Annotated in this window: 14 protein-coding genes and 1 pseudogene; 5 read left to right on the top strand and 10 right to left on the bottom strand. The window is 63.5% G+C overall.

What is annotated here, in order from left to right:
- Genes NKJ91_RS08645 through NKJ91_RS08635 form a run of 3 tightly spaced genes read left to right on the top strand, consistent with a single transcriptional unit; the run spans position 1 to position 2,910 of the window.
- Positions 1-921, top strand: a complete 921-nt coding sequence (locus tag NKJ91_RS08645) for an amino acid ABC transporter permease (RefSeq protein WP_352455187.1) — start codon at positions 1-3, stop codon at positions 919-921.
- A complete protein-coding gene (locus tag NKJ91_RS08640; protein WP_352455186.1) occupies positions 908-1,681 on the top strand; it encodes an amino acid ABC transporter ATP-binding protein in 774 nt (257 codons plus the stop codon). Before NKJ91_RS08645 ends, NKJ91_RS08640 begins: the two co-directional genes overlap by 14 nt.
- Positions 1,682-1,728: 47 nt before the next feature.
- Positions 1,729-2,910, top strand: coding sequence for a M20 aminoacylase family protein (locus tag NKJ91_RS08635; RefSeq protein WP_352455185.1), 1,182 nt, complete (start codon positions 1,729-1,731; stop codon positions 2,908-2,910).
- Between the two features lie 123 nt (positions 2,911-3,033).
- On the opposite strand, the gene NKJ91_RS08630 is transcribed toward NKJ91_RS08635, so the two are convergent.
- The 4 genes and pseudogenes from NKJ91_RS08630 to NKJ91_RS08615 form a co-directional block, all read right to left on the bottom strand.
- Positions 3,034-4,596, bottom strand: a complete 1,563-nt coding sequence (locus tag NKJ91_RS08630; protein WP_352455184.1) for a hypothetical protein — start codon at positions 4,594-4,596, stop codon at positions 3,034-3,036.
- 158 nt (positions 4,597-4,754) lie between these two features.
- Positions 4,755-6,737: an ABC transporter permease gene (locus tag NKJ91_RS08625; protein ID WP_352455183.1), complete on the bottom strand. Its 1,983-nt coding sequence runs from the start codon at positions 6,735-6,737 to the stop codon at positions 4,755-4,757.
- Positions 6,734-7,810 carry a quaternary amine ABC transporter ATP-binding protein gene (locus NKJ91_RS08620; RefSeq protein WP_352455182.1) on the bottom strand — a complete coding sequence of 359 codons (1,077 nt, stop codon included), beginning with the start codon at positions 7,808-7,810 and terminating at the stop codon, positions 6,734-6,736. Before NKJ91_RS08620 ends, NKJ91_RS08625 begins: the two co-directional genes overlap by 4 nt.
- Positions 7,811-7,884: 74 nt before the next feature.
- A pseudogene (locus NKJ91_RS08615) lies at positions 7,885-8,857 on the bottom strand (ABC transporter substrate-binding protein).
- A gap of 469 nt (positions 8,858-9,326) precedes the next feature.
- Between NKJ91_RS08615 and NKJ91_RS08610 the strand changes: the two are divergent.
- Positions 9,327-10,409, top strand: a complete 1,083-nt coding sequence (locus NKJ91_RS08610; RefSeq protein WP_502903562.1) for a D-alanine--D-alanine ligase family protein — start codon at positions 9,327-9,329, stop codon at positions 10,407-10,409.
- A gap of 56 nt (positions 10,410-10,465) precedes the next feature.
- Here the strand turns inward: NKJ91_RS08610 and NKJ91_RS08605 are convergent, their stop codons facing one another.
- The 5 genes from NKJ91_RS08605 to NKJ91_RS08585 all read right to left on the bottom strand — a co-directional run bounded on the left by NKJ91_RS08605 (position 10,466) and on the right by NKJ91_RS08585 (position 15,767).
- On the bottom strand, positions 10,466-11,251 hold the full coding sequence (locus NKJ91_RS08605; protein WP_352455180.1) for an SDR family oxidoreductase: 786 nt from the start codon (positions 11,249-11,251) through the stop codon (positions 10,466-10,468).
- 8 nt (positions 11,252-11,259) lie between these two features.
- Entirely contained in the window at positions 11,260-12,024 is a 765-nt protein-coding gene (locus NKJ91_RS08600) for an SDR family oxidoreductase (protein WP_352455179.1), read from the bottom strand.
- A 127-nt stretch (positions 12,025-12,151) separates the two neighbouring features.
- The gene (locus NKJ91_RS08595) at positions 12,152-13,660 is read right to left on the bottom strand and encodes a sugar ABC transporter ATP-binding protein (RefSeq protein WP_352455178.1); all 1,509 of its coding nucleotides are present in this window, start codon (positions 13,658-13,660) and stop codon (positions 12,152-12,154) included.
- 33 nt (positions 13,661-13,693) lie between these two features.
- The gene (locus NKJ91_RS08590; protein ID WP_023674026.1) at positions 13,694-14,632 is read right to left on the bottom strand and encodes a sugar ABC transporter substrate-binding protein; all 939 of its coding nucleotides are present in this window, start codon (positions 14,630-14,632) and stop codon (positions 13,694-13,696) included.
- A gap of 151 nt (positions 14,633-14,783) precedes the next feature.
- Positions 14,784-15,767 carry an ABC transporter permease gene (locus tag NKJ91_RS08585; protein WP_502903563.1) on the bottom strand — a complete coding sequence of 328 codons (984 nt, stop codon included), beginning with the start codon at positions 15,765-15,767 and terminating at the stop codon, positions 14,784-14,786.
- Positions 15,768-16,075: 308 nt separating this feature from the next.
- On the opposite strand from NKJ91_RS08585, the gene NKJ91_RS08580 reads away from it, so the two are divergent.
- Positions 16,076-17,038 carry a sugar-binding transcriptional regulator gene (locus NKJ91_RS08580; RefSeq protein WP_031211026.1) on the top strand — a complete coding sequence of 321 codons (963 nt, stop codon included), beginning with the start codon at positions 16,076-16,078 and terminating at the stop codon, positions 17,036-17,038.
- Here NKJ91_RS08580 and NKJ91_RS08575 read toward each other — a convergent pair.
- The gene (locus NKJ91_RS08575; RefSeq protein ID WP_352455176.1) at positions 17,035-18,528 is read right to left on the bottom strand and encodes a xylulokinase; all 1,494 of its coding nucleotides are present in this window, start codon (positions 18,526-18,528) and stop codon (positions 17,035-17,037) included. The two genes, NKJ91_RS08580 and NKJ91_RS08575, sit on opposite strands and share 4 nt — an antisense overlap.
- Between the last annotated feature and the right edge of the window lie 5 nt (positions 18,529-18,533).

Here is an 18,533-nt window from a genome sequence, read left to right as displayed (position 1 = left end):
ATGACCGACGCCACCGCTGCCTACGCGGCCGGGCTGCCGCGACGTCCCGACGACGCGCTGCGCGACGTCAAACGAGCCCACCGGCCGTTTCCGCTCGTCCGGCTGGCGCTCTGGGCGTTCACCGTCGCCGTGGCAGCCGGCTTCGCCTATATCGTTGCAGTCAACCCGAATTTCGGCTGGCCGGTCGTCGCCCAGTATTTCTTCGATCCGACGGTCATGCAGGGGCTTTCCGTAACGCTCGGCCTGACGGTCGTGGCGATGATCCTGGGTATCGTGCTCGGCCTGCTGCTCGCCATCGCGCGCATGTCGAACGATAGGCTGGCATCCCTTCTCTCCGGCCTGTTCATCTGGTTCTTCCGGGGAACGCCGCTGCTGGTGCAATTGATCCTGTGGTACAACCTTTCGACGCTGTTTCCGCGCATTTCCATTGGCTTCGCCAGTTGGAACACCAACGACCTGATCACGCCTTTGACGGCCGCCGTTCTTGGTCTGGCGCTGAACGAGGCCGCCTACATGGCCGAGATCATCCGTGGCGGGCTGCTGTCGGTGGACAAGGGACAGGCCGAAACGGCTGAAGCCTTCGGCATGACCCGCGCGCGGGCCTTGCGGCGCATCATCATCCCGCAGGCCATGCGGTCGATCGTGCCGCCGACCGGCAATCAGCTGATCAGCATGATCAAGGCGACGTCGCTTGTCAGCGTCATCGCCATGGCCGACCTGCTCTACTCGGTGCAGTCGATCTACAACCGCACCTTCGAAATCATTCCGCTGCTGATGGTTGCAGTGCTGTGGTACCTGCTGATCACCTCGGTCCTCAATGTCGCGCAAGGCGCGATCGAACGCCACTACAGCCGCGGCGACCGCGGCGCGCGCGAGAAGACGGCGACCGCCACCCTGGAGGCCGCCAATGAGCGCGCATGACACGCCCCTGGTCCGGGCGCGCAACGTTCACAAGGCCTTCGGCCCGCTCGAGGTGCTGAAGGGCATCGATCTGGACGTCGCGCCTGGCGAGGTGGTGGTCATTCTCGGACCGTCCGGCTCCGGAAAGTCGACCTTCCTGCGATGCATCAATCATCTCGAGGCGATCGACCAGGGGTCGATCGAGGTGGACGGCGAGCAGATCGGTTACCGGTTGCACGACGGCCGCCTCGACAAGCTTTCCGACCGCGCGATCGCCGCGCAGCGGCGCAAGATCGGCATGGTGTTCCAGCAGTTCAATCTCTATCCGCACATGACGACCCTGCAGAACGTCATCGAGGCTCCGGTCGGCGTTCACCGGGAGAACCGCAAGGAGGCGATCGGCTACGCCCGCGAACTGCTGACCCGTGTCGGTCTTGCCGACAAGATCGACGCCTATCCGCGCCAGCTTTCAGGCGGCCAGCAGCAGCGCGTCGCCATCGCCCGTGCGCTCGCCATCCGCCCGAAATTGATGCTCTTCGACGAGCCGACGTCGGCGCTCGATCCGGAGCTGGTCGGCGAGGTGCTCGCCACCATGCGCGATCTCGCCAGGCAGGGCTTGACCATGATGGTGGTCACGCATGAGATCGGGTTCGCCCGCGAAGCGGCGGATCGGGTGGTGTTCATGGACGACGGTAATGTGATCGAGGCCGGGCCTCCGGACGAGGTTCTCGCTAAACCCAGGCACCCGCGCACGCGGGCTTTCTTAAGCCGTTTCATCTAACAGCAAAGCCGGCGCGATTTGCCTATTGGGCCGGCAAAGGACCTCCTATGCCAAAGACCTCCAACCAGTTCGCCGATATTTCCGACTTCGCCGACAAGGCCGCCGAGCTTGCAGCGGCCCGCCAGCACCTGCACGCGCATCCCGAGCTTTCATTCCAGGAGCACGAAACGGCTGCATACGTTGCCGAACGGCTCGAAAGCTGGGGCTATGAGGTGACGCGCAATGTCGGCGGGCTCGGCGTTGTCGGCCGCTTGCGCCAGGGCAGCGGCCGCAGCATCGCCATCCGTGCCGACATGGACGCCCTGCCGATCACCGAAGCTACCAATCTCCCTTATGCCAGCCAGGCCAGCGGCAAGATGCACGCCTGCGGTCATGACGGCCACACCACGATGCTGCTCGGCGCCGCCGAATACCTGGCGCGCACACGGCATTTCAACGGCACGGTGAACCTTATCTTCCAGCCGGCCGAGGAAGCCGGCAAGGGAAGCGGGGCGCAGGCGATGATCGCCGACGGCCTGTTCGAGCGCTTTCCCTGCGATGCGATATTCGGGCTGCACAACCACCCGGGCGCGCCGACGGGTTCGTTCCTGATGCGCGCCGGGCCGCTGATGGCAGCGAGCGATACCGTCACCATCAGGATCGCCGGGCGCGGCGGCCACGCCTCGCGTCCGCACCTGACGGTCGACCCGATCGTCGCTGCCGCCAACATCGTCATGACCCTGCAGACGGTTGTGTCGCGCAACGTCAACCCGATCGAGACGGCTGTCGTCACCGTCGGCACGATTCACGGAGGCACGGCCTCCAACGTCATCCCGGAACACGCCGAAATCACGCTGAGCGTCCGCTCCTTCTCGGCCGAGATCCGCGACACGCTCGAGCAGCGTATTCGCAATATCGCAGCACTTGTGGCGCAGGCGCATGGCGCAACGGTCGAGATCGATTACGAGCGCGGCTACCCGGTGGTCGTCAATTCCGAGCGCGAGACGTCCTTTGCGACAGACATCGCTGTCGAACTCGTCGGTCAGGACAAGGTGTCCGTCTGCCCGTTGATCCCCGGCAGCGAAGATTTTTCTTATTTCCTCGAACACAAACCCGGTTGCTTCCTGCGCCTCGGAAACGGCGAGGATTCAGCCATCCTGCACAGCTCGAAATATGATTTCAACGACGGCAATCTGACCGTCGGCGCAGCGCTCTGGGCTCGTTTGACCGAGAGATTCCTGGCCGCTTGATCCATACTTGCGGCTGGGATTGTCGATCGGCCGGTCGAGCATTATTGGGGCGACCGGCCGCGCGACGATGCTCAACGAATTCTCACGCATTCCCCCTCTTCGAATGCGATAAGAGCTTCGCTTTCAGGCGAACAAAAAGTCACTCGCCGCCAGCGGGCTCGTAAAGTTTGCGAGAGTAACTTGATCGGCTCCCGCGGTAATGATGGTGCTGGTTCCACTTTGCGAAATAGTAAGATCATCGAATGATTGCACACCCTCCACGCCACTAAACACGATAGTGTCGCCTTGTGTCTGGCTGAAGTCGTAGATGGTGTTTTGGGTTCCGACCGTCATTGAACCATCGTCCTTGAATATGAATTGATCTCTGCCGCCCTGAGCCAGTTCGCTCAGTTGCCCGTCACCCCACATGTCGTTGATGACGGTGCAGCCGGGTGCCGCGCTCCCGGCGTACAGGGTATCGTTTCCGCCCAGAGCCGAACCGGACATTTGTAGAGCGTCGCCGCACAGGAAGTTGCGGACCTGGCCGCTTTCGCTGTTGTGGCCCCCGGTAAGAATGTCGTTGCCGCCCCTGGCGGAACCGGACATAGCGAGGGCGTCGCCGTACAACTCGCTTAGAACATCCGGACCGGAGTTCCTGTCGCCGCCGGTCAGGAAATCATTGCCGCTCACAACGCTGCCGAGCATCGTGACCGCATCGCCATACCCCAAATTATGAGTGCCTTGCAGCACGGCCACGTCGTCGCCACCGCGAGCGTGGTCGGACATGTTGGCGCCCGCGTCACCGTAGAAGCTTATCTGGGAGCCACCAGCGCTCGTGAAGTTGTCGTTGCCGCCTTTGGCAAAACCGGAAAGATCACCGCCCGCATCGCCAAAGAGGGTTTTGTTCGGGATCGCCCCACCCAGATCCGTGTAATGGTCGTCGCCGCCTTGAGCATGGTCCGACATGTCACCGCCGGCATCGCCGAAGAAAGTGCTGGTGGAAAAGAAGGCACCCGTGAAGGTGTCGTTGCCGCCCTTGCTGTTGCCCGACATATCGCCGCCGGCATCGCCGTAGAAAGTGTTGAGCGAGTCGGTCCGGCTCGTATAGCTGTCGTCGCCGCCCTGGGCATTGCCGGACATGTTGCTGCCGGACTCACCGAAGAAGGTGTTCGTGGCCTGCCTGGAGCCCTGGAAGGTGTCGTTGCCGCCCTTGCTGTGATCCGACATTTCGCCGCCCGCATCACCGTAGAAGGTGTGGGTAGCTCCTTGTACAGTGCTGGTCAGGAAAGTGTCATCCCCGCCACGGGCATAGCCGAACATCTTGCCGCCGGCGTCACCATAGAAGGTATCGACTACCTGCCTTGCCACTCCACTGTTGAAGGTATCGTTGCCGCCCCTGCTATGGTCCGACATATCGTCGCCCGCGTCACCAAAGGCAGTGGTGGTGGAGGATGACAGCCCCGTGGTGAAGGTATCGTCACCGCCCCGAGCAAAATTGAACAAGCTCCGAGCCGCGTCGCCGTAGAAGGTGTAGGTCGACGGTGCGGTTTCCGTAAAGGTGTCATTGCCGCCCCTTGAGAAATCGAGCAGGCTGCCGCCAGCGTCGCCGGTCAAGATATTCGTATTCGGATCGCCTGTGAGGGCGTCATCGATACCCCACTGATGATCTGCTAGATCATCAGTAGTAAAGGGAACGCGTTTAGACATTATCCGCTCTCCTGTTGAGCCTACCCGTCCCATGGCAGCCGTACGATGTGAGGCAAAAACGAGCAATAATCCCGAATGGCTATGTCTTTAGGCGTAGGGATCGGTGCCTCGTTAACGGCGCGCTTGGCGGCAGCTTCCTGAGGCCGTCCTATTCCGGACTATCCCAGCCTTGCCCGAGCCTTCGCCGTCCAGGCGTTGAACAGCCGGTCTGCGACGATGCCGATGAAGGCGATGGCCAGGCCGGCGACGATGCCGCGACCGGAATCGGCCTTGGACAGGGCGATGAACACCTCCTGGCCGAGATCGCGCGTGCCGACCATGGCGCAGATGATGATCATCGCCAGCGCCATCAGGATGGTCTGGTTGACGCCGAGCATGATCTCGGGCAACGCCAGCGGCAGCTGCACGCGAAAGAAGGTCTGGCGCCTGGTGCAGCCCGAAACCTTCGCCGCCTCGATCAGCGCCGGCGGCACCTGTCGAATGCCGTGATTGGTATAGCGGATAGCCGGCACCACGGCGAACGCGACGGTGGCGATCATCGCGGTGACGTCGCCGACCCTGAACAGCATGACCACCGGAATGATGAAGCAGAACGACGGCAGCACCTGCAGCGTGTCGATGACCGGCGTGATGATCTTTTCGAAGCGGTCGCTGCGCGATGCGATCAGCCCGATCGGGATGCCGATCAGGCAGGCGATAAAGGCCGAGATGCCGCACAAATAGACCGTCGCCATGGTCTTTTCCCAAAGTCCGGTGGCGGCGCAGAACGCTGTCAATGCCGCGACCAGGGCGGCGAGGCGCAAGCCGCCGAGCTGGTAGCCGGCAAGGCCGAGGAGACACACCGCGCCCAGCCACGGAAAGCCCTCGCAGAAGGCGCGCACCGGGTTGAGCACATTGAGGATAAGCACCACGCGGAATGCTTCGATCGTGTCGAAGAAGTTGATGGTGATCCAGTTCACCGCCGCCTTCCACAAAGGCGCGGTGGTCAAGGTGATGGCTTTCGGCACCGCGGCAAAGGCCGGCACGAACAGGCCGAGCAGCGTGGTGGCGGCGAGAATGGCGACGGCCAGCGTCAGATTGGGATAGCGTCGCCAGAAACTGGTGCTGGCCTGATGGCGGACATTGCCCTTGGCGTGATTGTGCGCGATCGCCTGGCTCAGCCGGTCGAGTGCAATTGCCAGCGCGACAATGGCGAGGCCAGCTTCCATGGCCTCACCGACCTTGAGCGCGCGCAACGCCAAAAGCACGTCATAGCCGAGCCCACCGGCACCGATCATCGAGGCGATGATCACCATATTGAGCGCCAGCATGATGACCTGGTTGACGCCGACCATCAATGTCGGCCGCGCCGACGGCAACAGCACCCGCCACAGCTTCTGCCGTGCCGTGCAGCCGGCCATCTCGCTGAAATCGTCGATCTCCGACGGCACCCGCGACAGGCCGAGCATCGTCGCCCGCACCATTGGCGGCGTCGCGAAAATTGCCGTCGCGATCATTGCCGAGACCGGGCTGTTGCCGAACAGAAGCAGCATCGGGATCAGATAGGCGAAGGTCGGGATCGTCTGCATTAGATCGAGGGCAGGGGAGATCAACAACCTCTCCGCCCAAGGCTTGCGCCATGCCCAGATGCCGGCGAACAGCCCGGTGACAATGCAAAACGGCACGGCGATCGAGATCAAGCCCAGCGTCAGCATGGCGCTGGCCCACTGCCCGAACAGCGCGATGTAGAGAAAACAGCCGCCGGCCAGCGCACCCGGCTTCCAGCCGCCGGCGGCGCGCCCGGCAAGATAGGCGGCAGCGCAGACGCCGACCCAGGACAGGCACGGCAAGACGATCATATCCGCGCCATGGCCGATCTTGAAATTCTTGGCCAGAAGACCGAGCGCGAAATCGAGCGGCACGCCGAGCACCGCGGTGATCGAGCGGGTCAGCCAGGAGAAGTTCGACTTCACCCAGTTCATCAGCGCACCGACCCAGTCTGCGACAGGAACGATCGCGCCGGCCGGGTAATTGACCGCCCAGGGCAGGCTTTCCTGCAGCAGGAAGACGATAAGCACGGCGGCGAGCGCGCAGGCCCAGATCGCCAGCCAGGTTTGAACCGGCCGGGGCCTCGCTGCGCTGGCGCTTGCCGTGACTGTCATGCGCCGGCCCCACGACGTTCGATGCCGGCGAGAAGATCGATCACCGCCTGCGGCGTGACTTCGCCGATCGGCTTGCCGGTGCCGTTGACCACAGCGAAGGGCTTGCCGGCAGAGACGATATCTGCCGAAAAACTTGATATCTTGGCATCCGGCGCGACCGTGCCGCCGTACTCGGCGCCGTCGCAGGCGCGCATCAGGCTGCGCGCCGAGATCACCTTGGCGCGGTCGACGTCGCGGGTGAATTCGGCGACATAGTCGGTCGCCGGGTTGACCACCAGCTCTTCCGGCGTGCCGATCTGGATGACCTGGCCGTCCTTCATGATGGCGATACGATCGGCCAGCCGAATGGCCTCGTCGAAATCATGGGTGATGAAGACGATGGTCTTGTGCAGCATGGTCTGCAGCCGCATCAGCTCGTCCTGCATCTCACGGCGGATCAGCGGATCGAGGGCCGAGAACGGCTCGTCGAGGAACCAGATTTCCGGCTTCGTGGCGAGGCTGCGGGCGATGCCGACACGCTGCTGCTGGCCGCCGGAAAGCTCGCGCGGATAGAAATGCTCGCGACCGCGCAAGCCGACCAGCTCGATCACTTCCCGCGCGCGCGCCTCGCGCGTCGGCCGGTCCTGCCCCTGGATGCCGAGGGGGAAGGCAATGTTCTCCAGTACGTTGAGATGCGGCAGCAAGGCAAAATTCTGGAACACCATGCCCATGCGGTGGCGTCGCAGCTCGATCAGCGCGGCATCGGAAATCTTGAGCAGGTCCTTGCCTTCAAACTCGACCTTGCCGTGGGTCGGCTCGATCAGCCGCGACATGCAGCGCACCAGCGTCGACTTGCCTGACCCCGAAAGTCCCATGATGATGAAGATCTCGCCCTGGCGGATTTCGAGATCGACGGCGCGCACCGCGCCAACCAGTCCGGCAGCGGCGATGTCCGCCAGGCTGGCCTTGCCGTCGCGCCGGCGGATGAAATCGGCCGCGTCCGCCCCGAACAGCTTCCAGACATTGCGACAGGCAAGCTTTATCGGGCGGGCGTCGTTGCCCGCTTTCGCCGCCTGTTCAATCGTATCGGTCATGCGATCGTCCTTCTGGAACACGGGATCGAGACCCGGCCACGGATGGCCGGGTCGTCGGATTTCCAGTCAGACGGTCACTCGGCCCAGGCTTTCCAGTCGGCTTCGTGGGCGGCGATCCAGGCGGCGGCGACGTCTTCCGGCGTCTTGCCTTCGAGATCGATCTCGCCGCTCATCTTGTTGAGCTCGTCGGTGTCGACCGTGTAGTTTTTCGCGACCTTGTAGGCGACAGGCCATTTGTCCTTCATGCCGGCCCAGGAATATTTCCAGATCTCGCCATGCGGCTTGCCGCAGTCATATTTCGCGTCGGGGTTCACACCCCATTTCGGGTCGGTGTAGCACTCTGTCGTATAGTCGGGGAATTCGACCCATTCGCCCTTGTATTTGGCCGGCGCCCAATGCGGCGAATAGATCCACAGCATGATCGGCGCCTTGCGCTGATAGGCCGAGTCCAGTTCGGCGAACATCGCCGCATCGGTTCCGGCATGGATGACGGTGAAGGGCAGTTTCAGCGCCTCGACGCGTTCGTCGTCAAAACCTTCCCATGTCACCGGGCCGCCGAGATAGCGCCCCTTCGGTGTGGTTTCGGCCGTCGAAAAGGCCTCGGCGCATTTCGGATCTTTCAGCGCTTCCCAGTTCGGCAGGCCGGGGCATTTCTCTTTCATATATTCGGGAAACCACCATTCTTCCTTGGCCTTGGGTCCGAGCTTGCCGAGGCGTTCGGTCTGGCCGGTCGCGTCCGAGGCCTTCATCGCCTCGCCGGCCGTCGTGTCCCAGAATTCCAGGCCGACATCGATGTCGCCATTTGGTCAGGCCGGTGGTCAGGCTGGAGAGATAGTCGGCGGTCGGATACTCGACGGTATAGCCGAGCTTTTCGAGGATGCCGCCGAGGATCTTGGCGTTCAGATTGACGCTGGTCCAATCGAACAGTGCGATCTTGATCGGGTCGTTGGATTCCGGCGCTGCCGCATAGGCCGAAGATGTCAGTGCGGCTGCGGCAAGTGTTAAGGCTCCCATTGAGAAATTCGAAATCATGCTCCGAAGTGACATGCTTGTTCTCCTGTCAAGCTCTGGTGGACGTTATCGTTAGTTCCCTTCTTGCGTCTTTTTTGATTGTGTTGGAACAGCTGGTCGTTGCGCAAGGCCGTAGGCGCCACAATGCTGCCGAAGCGGATGCCGGCGCAAAACGGGGGTGGTGCCCAAATTGGTGAAGATGTGGCGGGACCGGCCGCGTCATGACTGCCGAAGGATTGCTGCCAAGGCAGTCATCCACGGATCGATCGCCGGTCTTGAGGGGCAAACCATCAAAGTCCCATGATCTCGGCTGTTGGCTCGGCAACTCGCCCAGAGCCACTTTCATGGGATGAAATTATATATACCAACGTTCACGTCGCGCAACGATTAACGCCGGTGCCAATTTCACGGCCCGTCTTTTTACATGGACCCGCAGATCGGTTCGAAAAAAGCCAAGGTTGCCGGTCATCCCGTATGCGAGCCGCGAGGTCAGGGTACCGATACAATGCAGCAGACCTCTTCCTTGAACAGACTGCGCATCGCCGTGCTCTTTGGCGGACGTTCCGCCGAGCATGACGTTTCGGTGCTTTCAGCAACCAATGTCATGCGTGCGCTGCTGCCCGCCAAATACGATGCCGTCCCAATCTTCGCCACGCGCGAAGGACAGTGGCTGCTGAGCAGCTTCCAGGATGGTACGCTCGCAAAGCCTGCGGGCGGTTTGGAAGTTTGCCTGGTTCCGGGCGGGCACGGACGGATGATGGCGATCCCGGCCGACGGCACGCCCTATGACCTGCCGAAGATCGACATCCTGTTTCCGGTCCTGCACGGCCTCCACGGGGAAGACGGCTCGGTGCAGGGGATGGCCGAGGTGGCTCGGGTGCCGCTCGCCGGCTGCGGCATCCTGGGTTCGGCAACCGCGCTGGACAAGGACATCGCCAAACGGCTCCTGGAAGCGGCGGGGCTGCCAATCGCGCGCTCAGTGACGATCCATGAAGGTGCGGCGCCCGCCCTCGCTGCACTGGAAAGCGAACTCGGCCTGCCGTTCTTCATCAAACCGGCGCGTCAGGGATCGTCTGTCGGCGTCGGAAAAGTCCATGCCAGCCAGGAATTCGATGGAGCGCTTGCTGAAGCCTTCCGGCACGATTGCAAGCTGTTGGCCGAGGAATTCGTTCGTGGGCGCGAGATCGAGTGTAGCGTGCTGGAGGATCCGGCAGGCGACCTGTTCGTCTCGCGGCCAGGCGAGATCGTGCCGGCTGAAAGCCACGATTTCTATAGCTACGATGCCAAATACATCGACGAGAACGGCGCGGCGCTAAGAGTGCCGGCCGATCTGCCGCCGGAGGTCGAGGCAGCCATGCGGGACGTGGCCGCAAGGGCTTTCAGAGCCGTCGGCTGTGACGGGATGGCGCGCGTCGACTTTTTCCTGACACCGGACATGCAATTCCTGGTCAATGAAATCAACACCATCCCCGGCTTCACCGATATCAGCATGTATTCCAAGGCAATGGCGGCGAGCGGCGTCAGCTATTCCGAAATCATCGACCGGCTCGTGGAGCATGGATTGGCACGGGCCGGCCGACCGGTCTGAACGCAGCGAAGGGGCTTTCAGATCCCGGTGGATGGTACGTTGGCCCGCGCCGCCGCTCACGACATGATCAGGCCGCCATCGACATTGATGGTCTGGCCGGTGATGTAGGCCGCATCGTCGCTGGCCAGAAAGCTGACCAGGCCGGAGACATCTTCGCCGCTGCCGGCGCGGCCCATCGGGATGTTCTTCACCCATTCGGCCATCAGCTCGCCGGGCTTGTAGTCGCCCATCAACTTGCCCCATGCGGCATCGTTATAGGCCCACATATCGGTGTCGATGATGCCGGGGCAGATCGCGTTGACGGTGATCTTCTCCTTGGCCACTTCCTTGGCCAGGCTCTGGGTGACGCCGACGACGCCGAATTTCGAGGCCGCATAATGCGGCGTGTAGATAAAGCCCTGCCGCGCCTGGCCGGATGCGGTGTTGATCAGCCGGCCGCCGTCGCCATGCTTGCGAATGCGCGCGATCGCCTCTTGGCAGCACAGGAACACGCCCTTGGTGTTGACCGCCATCACCTTGTCCCATTCGGCCTCGGTCATCGCCTCGATCCTGGCGATGGTGATGACACCGGCATTCTGCACGGAGATATCGACGCGGCCGAACTCCTGCTCGGCCAGGTCGTAGAGCGCGACGACTTCGTCCTTCTTCGTCACGTCCATGCGCATCGATGCGACCCTGGCGCCCGTAGCCTTGAGATCGGCGGCGACCTCTTCGACGCGCGGGTCGATGGCGCTGACAACGACCGCGGCACCTTCCGCCGCGAAGCGCCTGGCCATTGCCGCGCCAATGCCGCCGCTGGCGCCGGTGATGACCGCCGTTTTTCCCAGGAATCGCTTCTGCATCTTTTCTCCTACCAGCAGACGAAGCCGCCATCGACGATCAGGTCGATGCCGGTGACGAAACTCGAGGCGCGGCTGGCCAGGAACACGGTCGGGCCGACCATCTCTTCCGGCGCCGCCATGCGGCCCATCGGCGTGTCGCGCTCAAAGATCCTGACCTGGTCGGCGACCTCCGGCCGCTTGTTCATCGGCGTCAGCGTGTAGCCGGGGCTGACGACATTGACGCGCAGGCCGCGATCGGCCCATTCCATGGCGAGGCTCTTCGACATGTGGATCACCGCGGCCTTCGACGAATTGTAATGCGCCTGGGTCAGGCCGCGATTGACGATCGAGCCCGACATCGACGCGATGTTGATGATCGAGCCATTGCGCCGCGTCAGCATGGCGCGGGCCTCGGCCTGGCAGGACAGGAACACGCCGCTGACATTGACGTCATAGAGCTTCTGCCATTTCTCCAGCGACAGCATCTCTGCCGGTTCAGCTCCGGCGACGCCGGCATTATTGACGGCGATGGTCAACGCGCCGAGTTCCATCTCCGTACGCTCGATCGCGGCCGCGAGATCGGCCTCTGAAGTCACCGTGCCGTTCAGCACCAGCGCCTTGCGGCCGAGTGCCGTGATCCGGTGCGCGGTCTCCTCCAGCCCGCCTTTCGAGGCGTGGCCGAAGCAGGCTATGTCGGCGCCGGCCTCGGCCAGCCCAATGGCGATTGCCTGCCCGATGCCGCTGCCGGCGCCTGTCACAAGTGCCACGTCACCATAAAGGTCGAATAATTTCATCGTCGGTCCCTCTGCTCCAACCGCCGTCCTCCGGAAATAAAGGGGCGCCAACTCTGTTGCTGGCGCCCCGCGCGGTCTGGTGCCCGGGAGGATACCACCTGCTGCGCTTTGTTTCGATGGGCTGTTCCTAGCTCGTGGCGAGTTCCATCACGGCGATATTGCTTGCTTCGCTGCGGTCGAGAATGCCGCGTTGCCGGCCGCGGCTCAGCACCAGCACGCGATGCGACAGGCCGAGAACTTCCTCGAGGTCGGAGCTCACCACCACCACCGCCATGCCGGAGCGGGCAAGGTCGGCGATGACATCATAGATCGCGGCGCGTGCACCGACGTCGATGCCGCGCGTCGGCTCGTCCAGGATGAATACCTTGGGCGGGCGCGACACCCATTTGGCGATGATCACCTTCTGCTGGTTGCCGCCGGAGAGCTTGCTGACCGCCTGGTTCGGCCGGCCCTTGACGCCGAGCCGGCGAATGCCGGCCTCGGCGAATTTCTGCACCGCCTTCGGGAACACCCAGCCATTCGGCGCGACATGGTCGAAATTGCCGATCGCCAGGTTCTCGCCGATCGTCTGGTCGAGCACCACGCCCTGCGCCTTGCGGTCTTCCGGTACCAGGACGACGCCGGCCTTGATCGCCGCCGCCGGGCCATTGAGATGCACCGGCTTGCCGGCGACGCGCACCGATCCCGATGAGATCGGATCGGCACCGGCGATCGCCCGCACCAGCTCCGTGCGTCCGGCGCCGATCAGCCCGGCAATGCCGAGGATTTCGCCGGCCCGCACTGAAAAACTGACATTTTGAAAGCTGCGTTCCGGCGAGGACAGGTTCTCGACCTCGAGCAGCGTGTCGTTGCCCGGCGCCGATACCGTAGGGAACATCCGCTCGACACTGCGGCCGACCATTTGCTCGACGACAGTGCGCACCGGAATGTCGGCGCGCTCGTGCCGGGCGACGATGCGCCCGTCGCGCATCACCACCACGCGATCGGCGATCTGGGCGATCTCGTCCAGCCGGTGGCTGATATAGATGAAGGACATGCCTTCCGCCTTGAGCTTGCGGATCTGCTGGAACAGGAGCTCCGTTTCCTCGCCGCCAAGGGCTGCCGTTGGTTCGTCGAAGATCAGCAGCTCGGCATTGAGCGTCAGCGCCTTGGCGATCTCGACCTGCTGCTGGGCGGCGATACGCAGCGTGCGCACCTTGCGCTCGGGCGAGACATCGAGGCCGAGGCGCTTCAACTGGGCCGATGCCCGTGCATTCATTGCCGCGCGGTCGATGCGGCCGCCACGCATCGGCAGGCGCCCGACATAGACGTTTTCCGCGACCGACAGATCGGGCAAGAGCTTCAGCTCCTGGTGGATCATGCCGATGCCGGCGTCGATCGCCGCGGCAGGATTGGCGGGGGAATAAGCGTTCCCCCGCCAGGTGATGGTGCCGGCATCGGGTTTCGTCGACCCGGCGATGATGTTCGAGACAGTCGACTTGCCGGCGCCGTTTTCGCCAAGCAGCGCCACGACCTCGCCCGGCCGCACCTCGAAGCTCGCATCGGCCAGGACCTGCACCGGCCCGTAGCTTTTGCAGAGGCCGCTGACGACGAGCCCGTTATGGGGGCTGTGCGTGTGGCGAGGATCGGTGGACATCGTTGTGCTCGTCGACTGCCGGACTGGTCTCAATCAGGGATGCTTGGCGATGAACTGCTCGACATTGTCCTTGGTGGTCAGCGTCGCATCCTGCAGCTGTTCGGCGGGAATGGTCTCGCCGGCCACCAGCTTGATTGCCGCATCGACGGCGAGCCGGCCCATGCCCTGGGTCTGCTGCGTCGCGGTCACGTCGAAGACGCCGTCCTTCAGAGCTTTGAGCGCCGCCACGTCGCCGTCGAAGCCGGCAACCCAGACCTTGTGGCCGGGATTGGCGACCTTGACCGCCTGCGCCGCACCGAGCGCCAGCGCGTCGGCCTGGCCGATGACGATCGACACGTCGGGGTGCGACTGCAACAAATCCTGCGTCAGCTTGAAGCCTTCGTCCTGGTGCCAGCCTTCGCTCCACAATTCTCCGACAACCTTGATGTCGGGATAGCCTTTCAGCGCTTCGCCGCAGCCCTTCGAGCGGTCGACTTCGGGCGTCGTGCCCTTCTGGCCGTGGATGATGATCAGCTCGCCCTTGCCGCCGGCCTGCTTGGCGATGTAGTCGCAAACCGCCTTGGCCGATGCCACGCTGTTGGTTGCGATGAAAGTATCGCCGGGCGCGCCATCGGCGTTGCGGTCGACATTGACGACTGGGATGCCGGCAGCCTTGGCGGTCTTGGTCGGCACGGTGGCGGCGGTGGCGCCGGCTGGAATATAGATCAGCGCATCGATGTTCTGCGTGATCAGGTCCTGCACCTGGCTGACCTGGGTCGCCGAATCGCCCTTGGCGTCGACGGTAACGACCTCGATGCCCTTTTCCTTGCCGTAGGCTTCGACGGACTGCTTGATCTGGTTGAAGAAGTCGGCCTGCAGATTGGCGACGGCGAGGCCGAGCTTTTTGGCCTCCTTGGCCGAGGCCATGTCGGACAGGCCAAGCAGCGGGATGACGGCCGCGGCGGCAAGCAGCAATGAACGTTTGGTCAGCATGTTTATTCCTCCGTTGATGTTCAATCTGTCCTGCCCGCGCATCGCGGCGCCCCTTGGCCGAACAACTCCCAGTTTCGGATCACCGATCCGTTTTCGCCCGAATATCGGGGCGAATCTCATTGAGCCCAATTCTTCATTGTGCCCCATTTCTTCATTGTGCTCGGCGCCGCCACGTGTCGGTGGCCACCGCCAGCGCGATCACCACGCCGATAACCACTTGCTGGATGAAGGGCGAGACACCGAGCAGGTTCAGCCCGTTGCGCAGCACGCCGATGATGAGGACGCCGATGGCTGTGCCGCCGATCGAACCGACGCCGCCCGACAGGCTGGCGCCGCCGATCACCACCGCCGCGATGGTGTCGAGTTCGTAGCCAAGGCCGGAGCTCGGCTGGACGGAATCGAGCCGGGCGGCAAGCACGATGCCGGCGAGACCGGCCAGCACGGCGCAGATCGCATAAACCCAGTTTGTCAGCGACTTGACTGGTATGCCGGACAGCCGGGCGACTTCGGCGCTGCCGCCGATTGCGTACAGGCTACGGCCGGTAGCGCGATAATTCAGGAAGATCGCGAAAATGACGGCAAGCACGATCATCAGCCCGACGGTGACCGACAGGAATCCGAAATGGCGGATTATCGACAGGCTGGTGAACCAGTCGGGAAAGCCGACGATCTGCGAGCCGTCGGTGATCATGTTGGCGAGGCCGCGCGCCACCGACATCATCGCCAACGTGGCGATGAAGGGCGGCAGCTTGGTGACCGTCACCAGCAGGCCCGAAACCAGCCCGCAAAGGCCGGCGACGACGAGGGCTGCGGCGATGCCGGCCGGCAGGCCGAGATTGAGATAGTCCGGATGGGCGACGAAGCCCATCACCATGGAAGCCAGCGCCAGCACCGAGCCGACGGACAGGTCGATGCCGCCGATCAGGATGACCAGCGTCATGCCGATCGCCATGATGCCGAGCACAGTGACCTGGTCGAGCACGTTGAGGATGTTGCGGATGGTCAGGAAGGTGTCGGTCGTCAGCGAGAGCGCCAGGCACAGCAGAACCAGCCCGATCAGCGGACCCATGGTTCCGGCAAAGACGGCTGAAAACTTTGCGCCCGCCGTAGCCTGCGCGCCAGAGCCTGCCTTCAACTCGCCTGCCTTCAAATTGCTTGCGTCGTTGCTCACAGCCACTTTGTCTCCTCCACAGCAGTCCGGCGCTGCATCACCGGGCCACTTTGTTCACCAGGCCCCTCCCTGTGAACAATTTATCTTTAACATGCAATTTTGTTCAGCTAAACTGTTCGTCGGAAAATTGTCAAGGCCTGCCGCTTCATTCGACGACGGGTTTGCGCTGTCCGCCGGTTTGCCTTACGCAAGGTCTCGGAAATCTTGGGCATTTCGAAGTCGCCGGATTGGAATATCATGAGCAGAGCCGGCGGCTGCGGCAAGGCAATCAGATGACGATCGTAGAGAACGAAAGAGCCTCGCGCTTCCCCGACGCCGAACTCAAGGCCCGCGCCGCCTGGCACTATTATGTCGAGGGTCTTACACAGGAGCGGATTTCCGAAATTCTCGGCGTCGGCCGCATCAAGGTGCATCGCATTCTCTCCGCCGCCCGCGAAGAGGGTGTCGTCCAGTTTCGCATCCGCGACAGCGTCGTCGAATGCGTGATTTTGGAGGAAAGCCTCAAGCAGCGGTTCGGGCTCAGCCAGGCTGTTGTGGTGCCGTCGGCGGCCGACCGAAGCAACGCGCCGCTGATGATCGGCCACGCCGCCGCCGCCTACCTGGCCGACCATGTGAATGCCGGCGATGTCATCGCACTGGGCTGGGGGCGGACACTGAAATTCGCCATCAATGAATTGCCGCGGCGGCCCATCGCCAGGACGACGGTGGTTTCGATGCTTGGCGGCCTCACCCATGCCCAGCCGCTCAACCCGACAGAAAGCGCCTGGGATTTCGCCGAAAAGATCGGTGCGGAGTGCTTCCTGCTGCCGGTGCCGGTCTATGCCGACAGGCCGGAGCAGCGCGACGCTTTCATGAGCCAGCGCAGCGTTCAGGACGTCGTCTTCCGTGCACGCCGGGCAAACATCGCCGTGCTCAGCGTCGGCTCGTTTTCCAACGACAGCCCGATCGCCAATTACGGCTTCATCAAGCCAAGCGAACTCGAGGAATTGCAGGCGGCCGGTGCCGTCGGCGATATTCTGTGTCATTTCATCGACGCCGAGGGCCGCCCGGTCGACCACGAGGTCAACCGCCGCGTCTGCGCCTATCCGCTGCAGGATCTGTCGGATATCCCGAGCATCATCCTGGTGTCGGGAGGCAGCGAGAAGGTAGCGGTAATGCGGGCTGCGCTCGCCAACACCAAGGTTTCGGTTCTGATCACCGACGAAGACGCGGCCAAGGGCCTGCTCAACCGCTAGATTTCGCCGAGAGCGCTGAGGCGGGTGTGGATGTCGCGCGTCGCCTGATAAAGGTCGCGGTAGATTTCCTTGCGGCTGCGATAGGCGGCGACAAGCCCGTCGACCGGATCGACATGCCTGGTGGGAGCGGCAGCCATTACCTCTGCTGCGGCTTCCGGCGAGGCAAACCAGCCGACAGCCGCTGCCGCCAGCATGGCAGCGCCGAGTGCGGCGGCTTCGTTGACCGGCGAAACCGAGAGCGGCCGCTCGAGCACGCTTGCCATGATCTGCATTAGCAGCGCGCAATTGGTGCCGCCGCCGGCGGCAATCATCGCCGCCGGTCCGCCGGCCTGGGCTTCCATGGCCTCGGTGGCGACGGCCTGCTCGAAGGCGATGCCTTCCAGGACAGCGCGGAAGAGATGCTCCGGCCGGTGATCGAGCGACAGGCCGACAATGGCGCCGCGCGCCGCACCGTCCCAATACGGGCTCATGACGCCGGCCCAATAGGGCATGATGAGCAGGCCCTCGCTGCCCGCGGCAACATCCAGCGCCACTTTCTCCAGCGCTGCCGCCGAGGGCGAACCGGTGGTTCGCACGATCCAGTCGACCAGCTGCATGCCCGAGCGCAGCACGGTCTCCAGCATGAAACCGGAGCCGGTCGGCGAGACCAGCGTACGAAAGGCGTCCGAGGTTTTCACCTTGCCGGAATAGCAGCCGCTGACCACGCCGGAGCCGAGCGAGAGATAGCTCTTGCCCTCGCCGTAGACGCCCATGCCGAGGCCCATCGCCTGGCCGTCCCCAGCGCCGGCAACGACCGGCGTGCCGGCCCTCAGGCCGGTCAGCTGCGCTATGCTTGCGGAAAGACTGCCGCAGACCACGCCTGGCGCGACCAGCTCGGGCAATTGCTCCATCTGCAGTCCGGCGGCCGCAACGAGGCGGGGATGCCAGGTACCTTTCTCGACGTCGAGCAGCCCGAGCGGATCCGCACTTGCGGTGCTGGTGACCAATCGCCCGGTCAGCCGCTGGACGAAGAAACCGTGCACGTCGACCAGTGCCGCTGCCTGGCGAAGCACTTGCGGCTGGTGCTCGGCAAGCCAGGCAATGGCGTAGAGCGCCGGCGTCGGGTCCGGCGGCTTGCCGCTCCAGTCGCGGATCGCCTCGCGGCCGAGTTCGGCCGAAAGCCTGATAACCTGCGGCCGGGCGCGTTCGTCGAGCCACAGGATCGCCGGCATGAGTGCTTTGCCGGCGCTGTCCACCAGCGTGAAGGTCTCTCGCTGGTGAGCGATGCAGATCGCCGCCACCCGCGTAGCGCCGACCGCCTCGGTGACCTGCTTCAATGCGCCAAGCAGCGCCGTCCACCACTGTTCGGCGTCCTGCTCGAAATGGCCGGGCTTCGGATTTGAAAGCGGGTACGGCTCGCGCGCCTGGAACAGCTCCTCGCCGTCGCGCGCGAAGGCAATCGCCTTCACGGCCGTGGTCGAGGCGTCGATCCCGATTACGACATCGTCCATCAGGC

The organism is Mesorhizobium sp. M0040 (assembly GCF_040323505.1).
Taxonomy (GTDB): domain Bacteria; phylum Pseudomonadota; class Alphaproteobacteria; order Rhizobiales; family Rhizobiaceae; genus Mesorhizobium.
The sequence above is the reverse complement of the archived record's forward strand: the minus strand, read 5'-3'. Positions and strand labels throughout refer to the sequence as shown.